Here is an 18496-nt window from a genome sequence, read left to right as displayed (position 1 = left end):
TATGATGGGTAGTACAAGCAGTTCCGAAGTAATTATTCACAGCAGTGCGATTGAATACGCACCTCTTATCCTCATTTTGCCCATGTTGGCCTTCCCAGTGATTCTCTTCCTTGGGAAAATCTTCAACGGCAATCCCTTTTGGAAGAACAATGTCAAGGAGGGTGGATTGATTGCTCTCGTCATCATGGGGGCCAGCCTCCTTCTATCCCTCTGGCTCATCAAGGACTTCATCGGCAGCTTTGATTCGATGAGCGAGTTCACCGATTGGACCTGGTTCACATCCAGTATGTGGAACTCAGGTAATGAAACCGACACGGTTGTGTTTGGATTCGGAGTACACGTTGACCACATCACGGTCGTGCTTCTTTTCGTTGCTTCATTCTTGTGTCTTCTCATCAACAGTTTCGCTATTGGCTACATGAATACCGACCCCATTAACGACAACCGAAACCATCGCTTCTATGCTGAATTCGTGTTGTTCTGCTCGGGTATGCTTGGAATGGTTCTCGCCGATTCCTTCCTTTGGTTGTTCATCTTCTGGGAATTGATGGGCCTTTGTTCCTACCTGCTTATCGGATTCTATTATGAACGCCCCAGTGCAGCATACGCCGCCAAGAAAGCCTTCCTCACCACTCGTGTTGGTGATGTGTTCCTCATGGTCGGTTTGGCCATGCTATGGACACTCTTTGACGGACATCTCGATTATGCCTATGTGTTCAACGATGACAACATCGCAAAGGTTGACCCAGCAAGTTTGGCTTGGGCCCTTGGTTTGATGTTCATCGGCGCAGTTGGCAAGTCTGCACAATTCCCTCTTCACGTTTGGTTGCCTGACGCTATGGAAGGGCCAACTCCTGTTTCTGCTCTTATTCACGCAGCGACCATGGTCAACGCAGGATTGTACCTCGTTGCTCGTATGTTCCCGTTCTTTGGCTCCGAACACATGTTTGGGCAATTGGACGACCTTGCCTTCATCATCGCCGCCATCGGTGGAACAACCGCCGTCATGGCTGCAGCAATTGCCTTTGTACAGACAGACCTGAAGAAAGTCCTCGCTTATTCGACCATGTCACAATTAGCATACATCTTCACTGGACTTGGTGCTGCGCTCTATCTCGCCAACACGCTGCACTGGCACGGTGCAGGGCATGAAGTTGAACACGGCATTGTTGTTGTTGCCTTTGGCGCTGCGCTTTTCCACCTGTTCAACCACGCTATGGCCAAAGGAATGCTCTTTATGGCCAGCGGTGCAGTGATTCACGAAGTTCACCACGCACACCACCATTTGCACCATGACGACCATCATCACGACTCAAGCCCCAAGGAATTGTTGATGCTGGCGACTTACCTCAAAGAAAAAGACCAATCTGCCTTCGATTTCTTCACGTCAATCGACTTGGATGGTTCTGGTGAAATTGACACCTATGAATTCAAAGAAGCTCTCAAGAGCGCAGAAATCGCTGACCTGCCGCCATGGGAAATGGAACCACTCATGAACGCCATCGATCTTGACGGCAACGGCAAAATCAACGTTCCTGAACTTGACCTTACCCTGAGCCGTGTCCTTCTTGAGGAAGCCCACGGCCACGATGACCACCACGAGGAATTCGATGCGCAGTCCATGGAAAACATGGGCGGGCTGGCTTCCAAGATGCCCATTACCGCAACAGCCATGCTCGTCGGTTCACTTTCCATCATGGGATTCCCTCTCATTGGAGGGTTCTGGTCCAAGGAAGGAATCATCGCTAACACTTGGCGAGTTGCTCTTGATGACCCCCGTTTCATGTATCCAGCTCTCTGCGTCCTTCTCGGCGCTGGAATGACCGGGTTTTACATGTCTCGAATGTGGCTCAAGACCTTTGCAGGTTCTCCCAAAGGAGAGGTTGCAGCACATGTTGGGCCGACCAATACTTGGATCAAGACGCCGCTGTTTCTTCTTACCTTCATCACGCTGTCAGGAATCATTCTAGCAAGCATGGGCTTCACACACTGGGCTCCTGAGTCCAAGGGAGAACTGCTCCACGATTCCCTGCTCGATGGATTCCTCTATGAAATGGAACATGCCTTTGCAAACCACGATTCGTTCTTCTTCATTCTCTCTTACGTTGCCTTGTTCTTTGGCGCCATCGTAGGCCCTGGACTTGCTCTGTCATTGTACGGCGGTAAACTGGATGACGGTGAAGCAGCCAAGCCGTGGTTCGCTCCTGTTCTTGCACTCAATGCCGCCGTCAAAGGGCGCTACCATTGGGACAACTCTGCCCTGAGCGAATCCACACTTGCTACAGCATTGAGCAACCGCCTTTACTTCGACCACTACTACGACATGGCCATGCTGAAGATTGTGGCGGCCTTCTCTTTCAAAGCAGCAGAAGCAGATTCGGGCGTGATTGACGGAACCATCAAGACAATTGAGCGCACTTCACAACAACTCTCTACGAAACTACGGGCTTTGACCACCGGTTCTGCCCGTGATTACATTCTGATGGCTGCGGTTGGAACTCTCGTTCTCTTTGGCCTCATCTGGGGGGTGGTTGCATGAACACAGGAATTGATTGGATCTCGCTACCCCTTGTTGGACTCCCGCTGATCAGCAGCATCGTTCTGCTCATGTTCATCGGAAACACTTCCAATGCGGCCCGTGAAAAATTGGGTCCGTCCATTCGTATGGTGTCTCTCATCGTCTCGTTCATCATGCTCGGCGTGACCACCATGATGTTCTTCGGACAAATGGACAACATGAGCGACTGGAGTACGATGAATTTCGGTTCGTTTAACTTTGAATTCCGTTATGAATGGATCGAAGCACTGGGAATCCATTGGAGTGTCGGTATGGACGCTCTCTCCTTCCCAATGGTATGGCTGACAACTTTCTTGTTGCCCATTACCATCGTTGCTACGTGGAATGAAAAGAACGCATCCGTGTACTTCCCACTCATACTCATGATGGGAGGTGCATTGATTGGCGTCTTTGTCGCTTTGGACTTGTTCATGTTCTATGTCTTCTGGGAGTTAACACTCATTCCAATGTTCTTCCTCATCCTCAAATGGGGTGGAAAAGACCGCAAGTACGCTTCTCAAAAATTCTTCATCTACACCTTTACCGCGTCGGTCGTGATGTTGCTTGGATTGGTTACCATGTACTTCTTGCAACCCGACTCTGCGTTGTCCTATTCAGGTACGTGGACCGGTCGAACGTTTGACATTCCAACACTCATCAGTCACTCACAAGCTGAAAACGCAGGCGGAATGTGGTTCCTCGGTGAAAGCATGCAGAAGGTTCTCTTCGTCATGCTGATGATCGGTTTCCTCGTTAAGCTCCCTTCCGTTCCATTCCACACTTGGCTGCCCGACGCTCACGTTCAAGCACCTACTGGCGGTTCGATGTTGCTTGCCGGTGTCATGCTCAAGATGGGTGCTTACGGTATGTTCCGTCTACCTCTTGCCATGTTCCCTCATGCAGCGGAGTTCTTCCAATTCTGGCTTCTTGCACTCGGAATGGTCTCACTCGTTTGGGGAGCAGTCGTCTGTCTAGGCCAAACCAACCTCAAGAAAATGGTTGCCTACTCCTCTGTGTCCCACATGGGTGTTATTCTCATCGGTATTGCGACCATGCAACCTCTTGGATGGGCAGCCGCGCTCTTCATGATGTTCGCTCACGGAATCATCAGCCCCATGCTCTTCGCAGTTTGTGGTGCCTTCAAGCATCACTATCACAGCATGGAGATCGGGGCCATGCGAGGTATGGCCAAGCACTCACCTTGGCTCGCAACTTCGATGATGTTCGCATGGATGGCCTCTCTCGGTCTTCCGCTCCTCGCTGGGTTCGTCGCAGAACTGATGATGTTCCTCGCCTTGTGGCACTTCCTTGCAGCAGAGAACTGGAGTGTTTTCTGGATGGTTGGTCCTGCCTTCGTTCTTGCTATCACTGCAGCATACTACCTGTGGTCCATGCAACGAACCATCTTCGAGGGCGGGGATGACACCCAACCTCCTGCCAGTCTTCACGGTGAGCCCGTTCCAGACATTGCAGATTCGGAGAAGATTTCCATGGTCATCATGGCTGCGTTTACCATCCTTTTCGGAATCATGCCCTGGATTGCCTTGGACATGATGAACGGATGGACGGTTGGGTTCTTTGAGCAGTTGTTGATTCCAATTTTGAACGGAGGTGTCTGATATGGATGATGTAATCGAACCCTTTGGAGAAGGTTTTGTAACGGCCTTAGCCCCAGAATTTGTTCTTGTCATTGGACTGTTCACACTGATGATTGTACCCAATCTCGGAGATGCAAAATTCCGAATCCCGCTAACTCAAGTTCGAATCCCGTGGTTGTTTGGTGGAAAGCGTGGAACGTTAGACAGTGACCCTCGTCTCCCTGGAATCTTTGCATCCGTGTTCTTTGTGATGGCGTTCATCCTCGCAGCCATCTCTTTTATCGGTGGAATGGAAACCAAAACCATCGCATCAGGTACCAATGAACTCCTGAAAGTTGACGAATTCAGTCGCTTGTTTGAATTAATTTTCTACGGCGCTCTTGCCCTGGCTTCGATCGCATCGATTGACCGCCTTCCAGCGACCAGTCGTAAGGACCGAAGTGTCTCAGGCCTCTACAACAATCGTCGCCAAGTTGACTTCTACATCCTGCTCATGACCTGCGGTCTTGGGATGTCAGTCGTGGCTTTAGCCCAAGATCTGTTCCTGTTGTTCATCGGTCTTGAACTGGCGTCGTTCTCCACCTATGTTCTCGTGGCGTTCATGAAAGAAACCAAGGAAGGCTCTGAAGCAGGAATGAAATATTTCATCGTCGGCTCGGTAGCATCCGGTGTTGGCCTCTACGGTCTTTCCCTGCTTTACCTGTGGGCTGGCTCCCTTCAATTCGAAGAACTCACCGCGCACTTCAACGCTACAGGAATGGACCCTCTACCGCTCACAGCGCTTGGAATGCTTCTCGTCGGCTTTGGTTTCAAGGTCAGTGCTGCACCGTTCCACTTTGCTGCACCTGACGCCTACGCTGGAGCACCCGGCCCTGTTGCAGGTGTCCTAGCCACAGCGAGCAAAGCCATGGGAATTGTAGGACTTCTACGTATTCTCTTGGTCGTTGCATCCCCAGAAGGCATGGAGGACGGTACAACGGTATGGCTTGTCGCTCTGGCCGTCTTGTCCGTCGTTACCATGACCTGGGGGAACCTTGCCGCCCTTGGCTCTACCAATCCGAAGCGAATGCTCGCTTACTCATCGGTTGCCCATGCGGGTTACATGCTGGCTGCGATTACAGCAATCGGGGCTTTGAACTGGGAGGCCGACCATGCCGATGCGAGCAGAACTGCTGCACTTGCAGTCGTTACTGCACTGATGTTCCACCTTGTTGTACTGGTCTGTTTCAAACTTGGAGCCTTCTTGGTACTCTCCCTACTTGAATCCGAAAACGGTGGCCATACCCTCGAATCGTTGGGCGGTTTGGTCAAGCGCGAACCCTTCCTCGCTGTTGCTATGTTCATCTTCATGATGTCCCTGGCTGGTGTTCCACCTCTTGCTGGATTCCTCTCGAAACTGCTCGTAATCATGGGTATCGTCAAAGCAGCCCTCTTGGAATCAGGCGCCTCAGGCAGCATTACATTCAGCGAGATTCACTGGGTTTGGTATCTTGCCCTCATCATGGTTATCAATTCAGCAATATCAGTCTTCTACTACCTCCGAGTGGGCTTGGTGATGTTCTTCAACGAACCAGAGGAAGGCCGTGAAGGACCGCTTCCGAGAGGGTCTTCAGTCCGCTTAGCGATCGTCGCCTGTGTTGCTTCAACAATTTACTTTGGTGTCGGCGCAGGGCAGCTTATTGCATTGTGTGAATCAGCAGCCAATGCCCTCGTTGGGGCTTGGTGAATCCCTTCCGCAGGCGTCCAAAACACCTTCTTGGGGTGATGACTTCAAGAAGGGTAGGCCGATAGCGCAGACAGGTGAGACTGATTGGGTCGTAGACATGAGGAAAAAGTAGACGTCGAAGAACTCGCACGTCTTGAGAATCCTGAAGGCTCAAGCGACGGTAAGATCCGTGTCAAAATGCCGAATAAGAAAGTGAACGAAATGTTTGCTCTCGCTTCACAAATCCTAGGAGGTCGTCGTGTGACCGTTCTCTGTGCTGACGGTGAAACCCGTATGGCTCGGATTCCCGGAAAGATGCGTCGCCGTCAATGGGTTCGTGAAGGTGACCTCATCATCGTTTGGCCTTGGGATTTCCAAGATTCAAAGGCTGATGTGAAGCACCGCTACACCAAAACTCAGGCCATGTATCTCTCACGAAAAGGGGTTCTGCCCGACGATGTGGATATGTTTGGTATGAGCACCCGCTATGATGATGATGACGAACACGACGATTTGTTCAGTTCAGCAGGTTCCCCCTCCGAAGAAGTGGCTCAACCCGCGGAAGAAGAACCTGAAGACCTCTTTGCTGATGATGCTGATGACAGTGACGACCTCTTTGCTGATGATGCTGATGACAGTGACGACCTCTTTTCTGATGATGAAGAAGCCGTTGAAGAAGCCGTTGAGGAAGATTCAGAGCCTGAAGTTGCTGCTGCTCCAGTAGAGGAATTTCCAGAGGAAGAGAGCAGTGATGACGACGACGATGACGATGATGACATTGACGCCCTCTTCGCATGAACTTGATTCAATGAGGTGCCAGCATGGCCAAGGACGATGATTGGGAAGAACTCGCCCGTCGTCAATCGCGGAAACGACGTCCTCTCAAGGTGGATAAGAAACGGTCCAGAGAACAACAATTGGACTCGGATTTTGAACGGAAAGAGCAAAACGAATTTGTTCGTGACTTGGAAGAAAAATCTTCAAAGTACGCTTGGATGAAGGAAAAGCGTTACAGCTCAATGTTCCGAGACATCGAAGAAAAAATCCAAGGCGCTATGGGCACGGGTTCCTTTGATTGGGTGGACCGTCGTGTGTTCGACCAAGTGTTTGACCGGTTGACACTCATGGCCCTTTACAAATTGATGAAGACCGGCGTTATTGACACACTTGACTTCCCAGTTGCACGCGGGAAAGAAGCGCATGTATTTCACGGGACAAGTCTCTCTGGGGAGCCTGTTGCCGTCAAAATTTTTCACACTTCAAACGCAGTTTTCAAGAACCTCGTTCAATACATAGAAGGCGACCCACGGTTCACAGGTTTGCGAAGAAAGCATCGAGACCTCGTCGAGGTATGGGTTCGTAAAGAACATCGCAACCTCACTCGCTTGGCTCGTTGGGGATTGAACGTTCCACTTCCACGAGGCATCCACAAGAATGTCCTCATTATGGATTATCTTGGCACCGAACAATCCCCTTCCCCAAAACTACGTGATGTCCTCGTGGATGACCCGCAGTCTGTCTACAATGACTTGATCGAATTTCTAGCCGTTTCTTGGCAGAAAGCGAACTTGGTTCACGGAGATTTTTCACCCTACAACATTCTCTGGCACGACGGTCGTGCAAAAGTGATTGATGTGGGGCAAGGCGTGGTTGAAAGCCATCCAAAGTCGCAAGAATTCCTCGTGAGGGACGTGACTCGTCTGGTTGAATGGGGGCAGAAAAACAACCTTGATGTAGACCTTGCAGAGGCTATGTATGAAGTGCTTAACATGGATGTATCCCATGTAAAACAAATTGAACTCCCTGAAGAATGGAACTGATCATTCTTCTTCCCAATTGACGGTTTCGTCTTCAGCCAGTTCCATCATGTTGGAAACGGCGTCACCGTCCTCAGGGTCAACCTGTGCTGCTCGCATTCTACGGTGATTTCTGCTCTCTGATATTTCAGCAAGGCCGGGGACAAGGCTGTCAAAGCCAGATGTTGGGCGCTGCGTGTCTTCCCGCTCTTCAAATGCATCGAGCGACTTTGATTCAAGGCGTGCTCGCTTCCGGTCTCGTTCAAGGAAACTGATGACACTGCCATGTTCAGAGCCACCTGCTAGCATTTCAATCGCATGGCGGGCAGAATACAATCCACCTTCTTCTCCAACCAGGACCACCGTTGAATTGTAGATGCTGATTTGGGTTTGGGTGAGATTCTCGATGAGTTTTCGAATCTTCCCCTCTCGGCCAATGATTCGTGCGCGAATTCTACGCTGTTGGTTGGAACGCTTTCCGACGAAATCTCGGAGGTCAACGAGTTCGAAAAAGTGGTCGTCTTGCAAAAGGGTAACGGCGGCATTCGGGGCCATTCCTCGGCCAATTGCTTTGACCACATCGGGGAGTTTCATGGCCTTTACAGGGTCGTAAGAGCCAGCTGCTCCCCAAAGAACTTCCAGATCTCCGCTGTCAGAATCAATGTTGAACTCTTTACAGCCTGCAGCCTTCTTAATGGCTCTCGCTGTTTCACCCTTGGCTCCAATGATGACCGCAATGCGGTCTTTGGGTACCCGTGGTAGGGACTGTCGCATGGCTCACCCTGCCTGCCTTCTCTTTTCAATCCCTTGTCTTGCGTTGGAGCAAGGAGATTCCAAACCCAACGAGGATGAGGAGGAGCAATGAAGGGGCAAATGAAGGGACCGTTCCTGGGGCATCAAGAGACGCTCCGGTAACGACGAGATAATTCGCATTGTTGCCTTCATCAAATTCATCAATGACGTTGGCGAAGTCAATGATAAGTCGTAAATCAAATTGGCCTGATGTAGGGACGGTATAATGCCAGGTTACGGTTTCGGTACTGTTTGATAGTGTTCCAAGGGGCAAATTTCGTGTTTCCATGACCGTCCATTCAACCGTCGATGAGCGGTCAGCAGGTGCGGACTCCAAGCGAACGATGATGCTCCCAGGATAATCCTGATTTGACTCAAGGACGCTTGTAATGGTGATGTTTCCGTTTTGTTCACCCGGGCGTACAACCAAGCGGTCAAGGTTTGTTTGGCTTGCGTTCCAATAGAGGTCCAATCCAGGGAGGATCTGGAAGGATGATGCTTCTGTGGTGTAGGTATTGCCTGCCTCATCCTGTAAGAACGCCCTGAGCATGATGTGCTGGCGCGATTTTGTAACCCAACTGGAGAGGCCGATTTGGCCGTCAAGTCCATTGACTCCCAAATTCAACCATCGGCCAGAAATATCGGGAGTTTGGCCTACGCCATTGGAATCAAATCCGTATTGAATGTAGGATGACACATTATCCATCCCTGAACCAAGGTCTTCTGCGCTAAAGGAAACGTTTGCTGGTCCAATTCTGCTGGTTGTAAGTTCATCGACCGTCCATCCAAGCGGCACAGGGTCAGTTTCATCAACGTTGATGTCAATCGTTTGGTTTGCCCCAACATTCCCCACTCGGTCAATGGCCCGAACCATGAGTTCATGGGTTCCTTCGGTAAAGGAGAGCGTCACTGAATCACTCGTCGTGGTCGTCCATGATGACGCCCCAGCGACCATGTATTGGATGCTCGCAACCCCGGATCCTTGACCGTCGTTCGCTGAACTCATGATGTTGCTTAGGGTAATGCTCCCTGAGCGGTGCCACGTTGAACCGTCCCCAACGGTGATGGTTCCAACGGTCGGCCCTGTTCGGTCAATCCCGATGTGAAGGGTTGAGGTATTGGAAAGTCCGGATTGGTCGTACACGGTGAGTCGGGGTGACCATGTGCCTTCCGGCATGTTACCCGATGCCCAATCCCATCCATAGGCAAGCGATGTTGGCCCATCGGTTGCAGGGGTTCCAGGGCCGGGGACGGTCGTGAGTGTTGCTTGTTTCAAGTCGTCATCGTTTGCACCCCAACGGAAAGCAATGGTTCCCTGGCTTGGGATGTTGAACCACGCACGGTCACTGATCGAAGTGCCGCCACCCGCATCTGGGTTGAGTGCGGTGAAGATGGTAATCACGGGAACTTGATTTGTGATATTGAAGGAGCCGGATAGAGTGGTCGTATTTGCTTCTGCATCACTGTCCCAGCCCGTTGCCCGTAACGTGTAACTTCCGTTGGTGTAATCGGTGCTGTCAAACGGGTACATCCAAGGGGTCTCGGTCAAATTAATCACAGTACTCCAATCAGGTTGAGATATCGAGGTATCATCATCGGTAATTTCGAGCAAAAGAGAATCCAGCGTACCCGTTCCAGTCAAACTGAAGGTCAGCGTTTGGAGCCCAGTGATCTCGTCGTCTTGCGATGGTCCGTTTGAGAAGGCGATTGAAAGACTCGATGTACCGCTTTCAAGGGGCGCAATGGCGTCATTGAGGAGCATGGTTTCTCCTTGCTGCGGCAATGGGACAGTCCCAGCGAGGAGGGTGAGCACAAGCAAGATGCCCACATAACTCCGTCCCATGCATTCACGACAGGTGCGATTGTCCTTCAATCCTCCCCTCCGATTTTGCGTTCCTTCACCCTTTCCGGCTTTCATACACCCTCCCGCATTCATATTCTGTGAAGAAGCACTGCGCTTAAACGGGTCAAGAAGAGATGGGTTCAAGTGCTTTGCATGTGCAAGAGTTATCCATGCAGAGAACGCCGAAGGCCGCCATCATCGTAGCCTTGTTATTGGTCGGTTTAATTCCGCTCTCCGTTCAAGCCGGTGATAGCGGAGGAGTTCAATCGTCTGCGACTCAACTTTCACTGACCCCACAAAACCCAGTCATGGGGGGTTCAGTTGACATCGAAGTCGGCCTGTACAACAGTGCTCAAAGCGATGCGTTCAACGTACAGGTTGCGTTTTACAAGAACTCCATTTCCCCTCAAAACCGTCTTCTTCAAGATGAAATTACCATTACTGGTGGAGAATTTACAACGGTAAGTGCTACGTGGAACGGATTGACAGAAGGCGTGCAAAAGGTTTGGTTTGAATTCAGTGCTGGAGGCGACACACCGGTCCAATTTAACGAAGAGTTCACGGTACAGGGTCTGCCCAATCTTCGGGTTGATTCCGCTTCAGTTGACCAGTCACAACCGGTTTATTCTGGAGATGTCATTGATTTTTCGGCTCTTGTATTGAATTCAGGTACGGTTGATGCGGCAGGCAGCAATCTGTTGCTCAGCGTTCCAGAATCCGCAGATGTTATACTTTCCACCCCAGCCCTGACCGCTGGGTCCTCTGCTTGGGTTAACACAACAATAATCGCTCCAAGCAGCGGCATTCACTTGATTGAGGCAACACCGGATATTGACAATTCAATATATGAAGCGTCCGAAACTGGAAAAACAGAGACCGTTCAATTGGTCGTCTCAAGCAGAATGGACCTATCGTTCAAAGACGGTCTGACGGTTGAAAGTGACCCTGAAGCCCTCGAAGGACCTTGGATGGTCTCCGGGACCATCGTCCGTACCAATGGCACCGGACCTGCAAACATCCCAATGGTTCTTGAAATCAACAACCCGCTTGGCGGTGTTGTCATGGGCGCTCCGTTTACCGTTCAAATCATAGGAACTGGCTATGCGGAACAAGCGTTCTCGGCTGAACTCAATTCGTCCACTATCGGTTCACTCCCTGATGGCGATCACGTGGTCACAGCGCGAATTAATCCATTTGGGGAATCAGGTTTTGAACAAGAGTCCACCGATAACGACGAAGCCTCGGGCATGCTCACCATTTCTCCGATTCCAGACGTGAACGTCGACCCGCCTCTATGCACTGCGTGCACCGTTCAGTCGGGCGATGATGTTGAATGGCGCATCACGGTGACCAACACTGGCGATAAGGCGGTAAGAGGGTACATCGAATACACCTTCGACGGGATTAACGGCCAATCGCCACAAATCACCCTCGCCGATGGAGAGATTCTCACATGGACCGTCAGTCTACCAACCAACCTGGGAGAGCACGAAGCATTGTTCAGCGGCAATTGGGTTGCTGCAGTGGGCAGTTGGGACGACAACAAGCAGAATTCAAAGTTTTCAACCTCTGCACAGGTCGAATCAAAATTGAAATTGAGCTGGGAATACGCTTCTTTGAGCGTTGTAGATGCTGATAATGCACCTGCTGCAAGCCCACTTCAAGACGGCGCCGAATATACCCTTTCCATCAACATGACGAGCAAAGAAACAGGTAGCGCTAATTTCTCATGTGATGATGGGTCAGGAAACATCCTCTCCACGGTGGCGACGACGGTTGCTGTGCGAGGAGATCGCGTGTCGCTTTCGTGTACATTCACAGCAACAGCAGCGATGACTACCGTTCGCTTTATTCCAGAAGAAACCAGTATTGCTGACCTCTTCACCATGTCCTTTGCAACCATGGCTGCAGCCGACACCGCAGACGATTCGTCCTCCTCAGATGCAGGAACCATGACGCTGTTTGGAATTGGAGCGCTCATTCTCGTTGGAGTTTTGGTTGCTGCCGTACTTCTTACCCGAGAGCGTGAAGAAGAAGTTGAGCGCGACATCTTTGATTACTGCCCTGCCTGTGACGGAGAGCTGGAAGGAACAGAAGATCGCTGTCCACACTGCTCCTTTAATCTCAAGAAGGCTCGAAGCCAGTTCCACGACTGTCATGAATGCGGCGAATCAATTCCTGACTTGCTGGACAATTGTGCATACTGTGGTGCAGAACAAGATGTTTCGTCCTTCTTTGAACAACGGCAACGCAAAGAGCGAAAGGAAACCGTCAAGGAAACCGTTGCCCTACCTGAGGAAGAAGATGAAGACAGGATCGTTACTGGAACTCAGAACTTTGCTGAGACGGTCAAGGAATTCGGATTTGATGAAGAACACCTCGAGGAAGAATGGGATGCTAATATTGAGGCTGCCGAGGCTGAGGTTGAGGCGGCATATGACCGTCGCCATGCGGACGAAGTTGCTCTCGAAGAAATGACAGACGAGGAGGTTGAAGAGTACAAATCTCAAGTCGTCACAACACTCAAATCGTCTCGGGACGAATCGCCTGACCACGACCTCGAGGCCATCCTTGCTTCCAAGGGTGAATTGCGTTCATTGGACGCGGACGATGGGGAATTGAGTGCGTCGGATGCTAGCATCCGCGAGCGCTTGTTCGAAATCACCGGAGAAGAAGGCGTTCTGCCTGGTGAGAAGGTTACGGTCGGCATGACGCTCACCGATTCCGCCCTTGCAGGGAATGAAGTGGTTGAAGCTACGGCTAACTTCTCCTTTGATGATGATGATCTCCCTCTATCCGGATCGACCAAGACCGCTGAGGAACGGCGAGAAGATGCGAAAGCACGCAAACCTGTTCGTCGCCGAAGTGCACGTCAACGCAAGAAGGATGAAACTGAAAAAGAGGTTTCTGACCCGTCTGCCGAATGCGGTGCTTGTGGCGCAGACCTACCTCCGGAAGCCGATGAATGTGGGACCTGTGGAGCACGGTTTGGTTGAGCGTCTGTCAGCGTTCATAGGGTTCGTCATCGCCGTAGCTCGGCCTTGTGCTCGCTTCATTCAGACATCGGGCGCTTGGCCTTCATCCACTTGAACTCAGCGGAAACACTCGGTCGCGGATTTGATAGGGGCCATCATCTTCGGTAGGCATGATGAGGCAGCAAGGTAGGGTAATGGCGTTGTTGTTAACAGCCCTGCTTTGTTCAATGTCCGGATGCTTGAGTCTGATTGCGGCAAGAGAAACCGTGGAGAATTTGAGGCCTGAGGCGTATGAAAGTCTGGATTATACCAAGGTTGAGGTAGCCCATACCTTCAACGTCGTGAGTTTTGAGGAATTCACCAACCGTTCCACATTCCTCGTTGATGGCTCTACGACAGAGGTTCGTATTTACTTCAAGGCGAGTTTTTCGTTTTCCGATACCCTTCCATCGGACAATACCACCCGCTATGTCCGTGCGACTCTAACTGATGCTGATGGAAACATTGTATGGGAACAAGACGTGAGTGAAGACTCCTCTCCACTTGAAGAGCGGCTCTCGCCAAACCCGAGGTTTGCATACGGAGAATGGGAGCTTGACGTCAAAGCCCGTGGATGGGGAGAAAGCACCTTTGGAACGATTCAAGATAACTTCAACATTCTTGTCACCGTGACCAACACCTGCATGCAATACCCTCTTGTCGAAGAGTGCTCGTGATTCGGCTTGGTGAAGGTCTCACGAATCAGCTGGTCGCATTAACATGGTAACCGATTTGGAATCGTGATGAAGTACTCCAACCTCTTCAAACTGAAACCTTGAATGAAATCGCATTGAACCAGGGTTAGGAGGCTTTAGGCTCACTTCTGCTGCGACTGGGGCATTGATGTTCATGGCAGCCTCTACAACGAAGTCGTACAGATGTGCCCCTATGCTCTTGTTTCTGTGCTGCTCTGAGACTGCAATACGGTCCACATAAACGAACGAATCGTAACGTTCGTTGAACCAAGAATAATTCAAACTTGCATATTGTGTTCCTGGGGGCATGCAAATCACAAAACCAAGCAGTTCTTCCAAATCAAAGATACCGACTGCAAATGAAGCCAATTCAAGCAAAGCTTCCACTTCTTGATGGGTGACCTCTCCGGTCCCTGGTAGGCCTTGTTGATTGATTTCCCACACCGCCGAGATGTCTTTTTTCCCCAACGGTACAATTTCCATACGAAAGGCTCAAGATTGAACTATATTGCTTCTTTTGCCCGAAAGGCTGCTGGTCGGATCAATCAGGAGATTTTTTCCTGCACAGCCGGTAGTCCATCAGCCCGATTAAGCACCCAGTCAAAGAGTGATTCAAGGCAGGGCTTCAAGGCCACTGCGTCGCTGGTGAGTGCGTATTGAACCGTGGTCGGAACCGTGGGAAAAACAGTTCGCGTGACCAACCCATGGGCTTCCAACTCACTGAGCCTGCGGGCCACCGTTGTGGAGGAAGAATTCACCCTTGTTTTGACCTCCGAAAATCGCAAGGGTTCTGGATTGCAATTGAGAACATACAGGATGTTTAGCATCTTCGACTTCGACAGTAAGACGAACAAATCGTTGACATGGGCCTTTCCTGAATCGCACATCGATTGCAACCGAAGGTTCTGTTCTTGGGTCATGTTCTCTTCTAAGTACCAGATTGTTATTAGCACACAGGTTACAACTTTGTTACAAGATGACACATGCGCCACTCATCCCCTTATCAATGGAAGCCAGTCCGTTCGCTTCATGAGCAATCATCCGAATCAGAGAACAATGAAAGCCGTTGGATTTTCAAAATACGGTAAACCGGCCAATTTGAAGAAAATAGATGTCCCGTTCCCGCACGGCTTTGACCCAAAAACAAACATCGTCATCAAAGTGCATGCCTCTTCAATAAATCCCGTTGACAAAGCCCTCCTTGGTGGAGATTTGAAGATGGTTCGTCCAGTCGCTTCATTCCCTCACGTCATCTCTTACGATGTTGCAGGGGTTGTTGAACAAGCCGATGAGGATGGAACATTCACAGTTGGTGAGCCCGTATTTGCCCGACTCTTCGGTGATTCAAGCGATGGAAACAAAACACCATGGTTCCGTGGTGCAATGGCTGAATACTGCGTGGCCCACATCTCGAATGCAGTGTCGAAGCCAGAACATATTAGTTTCGAAGAAGCCGCTTCAATCCCGCTTGTTGGTATGACCGCTCTTCAAGTTCTCAAGACCTCAGGCCTCAAGGAAGGTGATTCCATCTTCATCTCTGGGGGCGCAGGAGGAGTAGGTACCTTGGCCATCCAACTTGCAAAGCATGTATTCAAAGCAGGTCGCGTGGTGACCACTGCATCAAAAGGCGAGAAAGCCGAGATGTGCAAATCCTTGGGTGCAGATGAAGTCGTAGATTACAAATCTCAAAAGTTTGTAGACCTCTATTCAAAGGATGTCAGCAATAAATTTGACGTCTGCTTTGACACTACTGCTGAAAGCTTGGACATGGCAGAGATCGTCAAAGAAGGAGGAAGCATCGTCACGATTGCAGGGATGCCGACCCTTGAGGAAATTCGGCGGATTGGTGGGTCTGCATGGATTCTCAAGTTGTTTTTGAAGCGGAAACAAAAGAGAAAGGAATTCAAGGCTGCACAGGCCGCTAATGCATCTTGGACCTATCTCTTTTTATCACCGAGTGGAGATGATTTACGGGTCCTTGCAGACCATCTTCAAGCCGGCACCATCAAACCTGTTCTTGACGGCACATGGGAGTTTCATTCAGAAGACATTCAATCCGGCTGGCAGGGGGCCTTTACTCGCTCATTTTCGGGCAGAGCCAAAGGGAAGTGCGTTGTTACGATGATGCCTTGAATCTTGATAGTATCTCAGCAGATACTCGCAGATTGATATACCAATTGTACTTGGTAATGTTATGGAACCACATCTGGAAATTAAGCCAGTCTGTCTGCAGTCTGCAGGAAAATACCTGATTGCCTTACTTGGCAAGTCCTATGTTCTCGAGATGCTTTATTTTATGAACACCCACCAAAAGCCAGTCCGCTTTAACGAACTCAAACGTGAATTATCCATCACCGCAACAACGCTTAGCCGCAGATTGGATGAATTCAGCCAAAGGGGCTTATTAGTGCGAAAAGTGTTCGCTGAAGTCCCAGCACGCGTCGAATATTCACTCTCCGAAAAAGGTCAATCCTTAGGGCCGGCACTCAGGGAACTGTTCAATTGTGTCAACAATTATCAATCCTAAGGGACAATTCAGGGCGCTGTTCATCACGGGTCCAACGGGTCGGGACACGCATAGCGGCGCGAACAATTCTTACATTTTCCGGGCCGATTATGATTTCGAGCAGCCCCACCTTGGGCCATAACTTGTTGGATGGTCTTGATCCGCTCAAAGAGAGAAACCTTTGTTTTTGCATTCCAATCGATAACATGCAAATCCTCTTCTCCGTATCTAAGGATGCCGTAGGGAGGGGCCCGTCCCGTCGTGGTCTCAATGAGATGGGCATAGGCCAGTACTTGCATTGAATGAGAATCATGGGGGCGCTTAGGTACCTTTCCGGTTTTTTGCTCTACAGGAATAAATTCGCCATCAATAATGACGATTTGGTCGGGCCGGCCTCTAAGTCCAGTCTTCCCATCAACAAGCAAATCACTGGTTGATTCATCGTCAGAATATGCGACCTCGGTCCCGATGGCGATGTTGTTTTCGTCTGCTAAGTCCAAGGATTTACTGTTGGCTACTAAGGCTCTCTGCAGTTGGATAGAGGCTATGAGCGTCCAACAGATGGCGATGAAGGCAAAAACATAGGCAGCCTGCTCTTTATCGCTTGCAAAGCGAAGTGCAATGGAGTGAAGCGCCATGACGATAGCCGCCATAAAGAAGGCCACTTCAATACGCCCACCTTCGAACCATCCACCTTTGAAGTCTCTTGGTTCAAAATAAGGTTCAACCACAGCTTTATTCTCGGTACTGAAGTGAATGGTTGAATCTTGATAAATCTCCATCCCAATGAACTTCCGCCAAGGGAGGAGCAGTGCACTGATTCCTACCACAAGACAAGACAACGCCCAAGTCGCGAGCAATTTAGAAAATTCATCGGTATCAAAATTTGAGCTGCTGAATCCTCGAAACAAGACAGCATCAACAACCAATAAGAGTACGATGGCGTACCACCACTGCCATATGAGCAAGTTGCGTTTTGTTTGAATTCGCAGGTGTTGGTATTCTGAGTAGATGTGGTGAATCGCTTTGTGACGTTCCTGTCCCTTGATAATTTCTTCACCTTGGCCAGCATGGCCATGTGCTGCTAGAGACCAAGACAGTGGGCAATAGGTGTAACGTTCCAGGTCGCTCGCACTGACCGGCAAACAATCTCCATTCTCCCTTTTCCAGTAGCCTTCAGCGTCAACGGTGGCGTTCGGGTCTGTGGGTTCGTGAGCCGCTGACATTTCCTTGCCCTCGTCCCCCATACGATGCCGTGCTGTGTTCTCTTTTTGATACCTTTTCCCTCCTTGATTCCTTCAAAAACCCTAAGGTCGGTGAACACTTTTGGGACGAAGCGGTTTAATACAGGGGGTCTGTGGGCGGCTTACTGTGGTCTATTATGTCCGATGAAGGAAGTTTGCTAGTCTCCGCCGAAGCCTATGAGGAGAGCGCCGTCAACATCGGAACTCAACAGAAGAGTGCCGATATGGGTCGCTTCATCGACCGAGTCCGTGAAGACGGTCTTTACCTTCTTGATATTCACATCACCGACGCACGTATCCGGTCCATTGCAGCCTTCCTCAACACCTTTGATGCCCCTTCGATTATGATTGTCAGCGCCCGCCAATACGGACAACGCCCTGCTCGTAAATTTGCAGAGGCAGTCGGCGCCCACTCAGCCGTTGGCCGTTTTATTCCAGGATCCTTGACCAACCCTGCTCTCCGCTCCTACCTTGAACCGGATGTCTTGTTCGTTACTGACCCTGCTGCAGACCAGCAAGCACTTCGTGAAGCAGTTGCTACCGGCCTTCCAATCGTCGGTATTGTTGATGCAAACAACCACCTTCGAAACGTTGATATCGCTCTTCCAGCGAACAACAAGGGTCGTCGCTCACTCGCTTTGATTTACTGGCTCCTCGCCCGTGAAGTCCTCAAGGTTCGTGGAGAAACCACCGATGAGGCGTGGGCAGAAGCCAACGACCTTGAAGACTGGGAATCCACCTTCTGA

The 18496-nt window shown here is 50.4% G+C and carries 15 protein-coding genes; 10 read left to right on the top strand and 5 right to left on the bottom strand.

The window, feature by feature from the left end; all coding sequences use genetic code 11:
- Positions 1–4 precede the first annotated feature (4 nt).
- The 5 genes from AAA857_RS02290 to AAA857_RS02270 all read left to right on the top strand — a co-directional run bounded on the left by AAA857_RS02290 (position 5) and on the right by AAA857_RS02270 (position 7680).
- Positions 5–2539, top strand: coding sequence for a proton-conducting transporter membrane subunit (locus AAA857_RS02290; RefSeq protein ID WP_338172666.1), 2535 nt, complete (start codon positions 5–7; stop codon positions 2537–2539).
- On the top strand, positions 2536–4176 hold the full coding sequence (locus tag AAA857_RS02285) for an NADH-quinone oxidoreductase subunit M (RefSeq protein WP_338172664.1): 1641 nt from the start codon (positions 2536–2538) through the stop codon (positions 4174–4176). The genes AAA857_RS02290 and AAA857_RS02285 overlap by 4 nt, the downstream gene beginning before the upstream one ends.
- Before the next feature lies 1 nt (position 4177).
- The gene (locus AAA857_RS02280) at positions 4178–5881 is read left to right on the top strand and encodes an NADH-quinone oxidoreductase subunit N (RefSeq protein WP_338172662.1); all 1704 of its coding nucleotides are present in this window, start codon (positions 4178–4180) and stop codon (positions 5879–5881) included.
- 84 nt (positions 5882–5965) lie between these two features.
- Positions 5966–6658, top strand: a complete 693-nt coding sequence (eif1A, locus tag AAA857_RS02275; protein WP_338172660.1) for a translation initiation factor eIF-1A — start codon at positions 5966–5968, stop codon at positions 6656–6658.
- A 23-nt stretch (positions 6659–6681) separates the two neighbouring features.
- Positions 6682–7680, top strand: a complete 999-nt coding sequence (locus AAA857_RS02270; RefSeq protein WP_338172658.1) for a serine protein kinase RIO — start codon at positions 6682–6684, stop codon at positions 7678–7680.
- Here the strand turns inward: AAA857_RS02270 and AAA857_RS02265 are convergent, their stop codons facing one another.
- The gene (locus tag AAA857_RS02265; protein ID WP_338172656.1) at positions 7681–8430 is read right to left on the bottom strand and encodes a KH domain-containing protein; all 750 of its coding nucleotides are present in this window, start codon (positions 8428–8430) and stop codon (positions 7681–7683) included.
- A gap of 25 nt (positions 8431–8455) precedes the next feature.
- Positions 8456–10291 carry a hypothetical protein gene (locus tag AAA857_RS02260; RefSeq protein WP_338172653.1) on the bottom strand — a complete coding sequence of 612 codons (1836 nt, stop codon included), beginning with the start codon at positions 10289–10291 and terminating at the stop codon, positions 8456–8458.
- 170 nt (positions 10292–10461) lie between these two features.
- Between AAA857_RS02260 and AAA857_RS02255 the strand changes: the two genes are divergently transcribed.
- Both AAA857_RS02255 and AAA857_RS02250 read left to right on the top strand, forming a co-directional pair.
- Positions 10462–13287, top strand: coding sequence for a CARDB domain-containing protein (locus AAA857_RS02255; RefSeq protein ID WP_338172650.1), 2826 nt, complete (start codon positions 10462–10464; stop codon positions 13285–13287).
- A 149-nt stretch (positions 13288–13436) separates the two neighbouring features.
- Entirely contained in the window at positions 13437–13982 is a 546-nt protein-coding gene (locus AAA857_RS02250; RefSeq protein WP_338172648.1) for a hypothetical protein, read from the top strand.
- Between the two features lie 18 nt (positions 13983–14000).
- On the opposite strand, the gene AAA857_RS02245 is transcribed toward AAA857_RS02250, so the two are convergent.
- Together AAA857_RS02245 and AAA857_RS02240 are read right to left on the bottom strand one after the other, a co-directional pair.
- Positions 14001–14483: a GNAT family N-acetyltransferase gene (locus AAA857_RS02245; protein ID WP_338172646.1), complete on the bottom strand. Its 483-nt coding sequence runs from the start codon at positions 14481–14483 to the stop codon at positions 14001–14003.
- Positions 14484–14545: 62 nt separating this feature from the next.
- Positions 14546–14920 (bottom strand): helix-turn-helix domain-containing protein, encoded by a 375-nt coding sequence (locus tag AAA857_RS02240; RefSeq protein WP_338172644.1) that lies wholly within the window; start codon positions 14918–14920, stop codon positions 14546–14548.
- A gap of 136 nt (positions 14921–15056) precedes the next feature.
- Between AAA857_RS02240 and AAA857_RS02235 the strand changes: the two genes are divergently transcribed.
- On the top strand, positions 15057–16133 hold the full coding sequence (locus tag AAA857_RS02235) for an NADP-dependent oxidoreductase (protein ID WP_338172641.1): 1077 nt from the start codon (positions 15057–15059) through the stop codon (positions 16131–16133).
- A gap of 61 nt (positions 16134–16194) precedes the next feature.
- The gene (locus AAA857_RS02230) at positions 16195–16527 is read left to right on the top strand and encodes a helix-turn-helix domain-containing protein (RefSeq protein WP_338172638.1); all 333 of its coding nucleotides are present in this window, start codon (positions 16195–16197) and stop codon (positions 16525–16527) included.
- A 23-nt stretch (positions 16528–16550) separates the two neighbouring features.
- Here AAA857_RS02230 and AAA857_RS02225 read toward each other — a convergent pair whose 3' ends face one another.
- Entirely contained in the window at positions 16551–17753 is a 1203-nt protein-coding gene (locus AAA857_RS02225; protein ID WP_338172636.1) for a PD-(D/E)XK nuclease family protein, read from the bottom strand.
- A gap of 134 nt (positions 17754–17887) precedes the next feature.
- Here AAA857_RS02225 and rpsB point away from each other — a divergent pair, with 134 nt between their 5' ends.
- Positions 17888–18496: a 30S ribosomal protein S2 gene (rpsB, locus tag AAA857_RS02220; RefSeq protein WP_338172527.1), complete on the top strand. Its 609-nt coding sequence runs from the start codon at positions 17888–17890 to the stop codon at positions 18494–18496.

Source organism: Candidatus Poseidonia alphae (assembly GCF_943787815.1).
In the GTDB taxonomy this organism is placed as follows: Archaea; Thermoplasmatota; Poseidoniia; order Poseidoniales; family Poseidoniaceae; genus Poseidonia; species Poseidonia alphae.
Note: the sequence above shows the minus strand (reverse complement) of the source record. Positions and strands in the feature narration are given on the sequence as shown.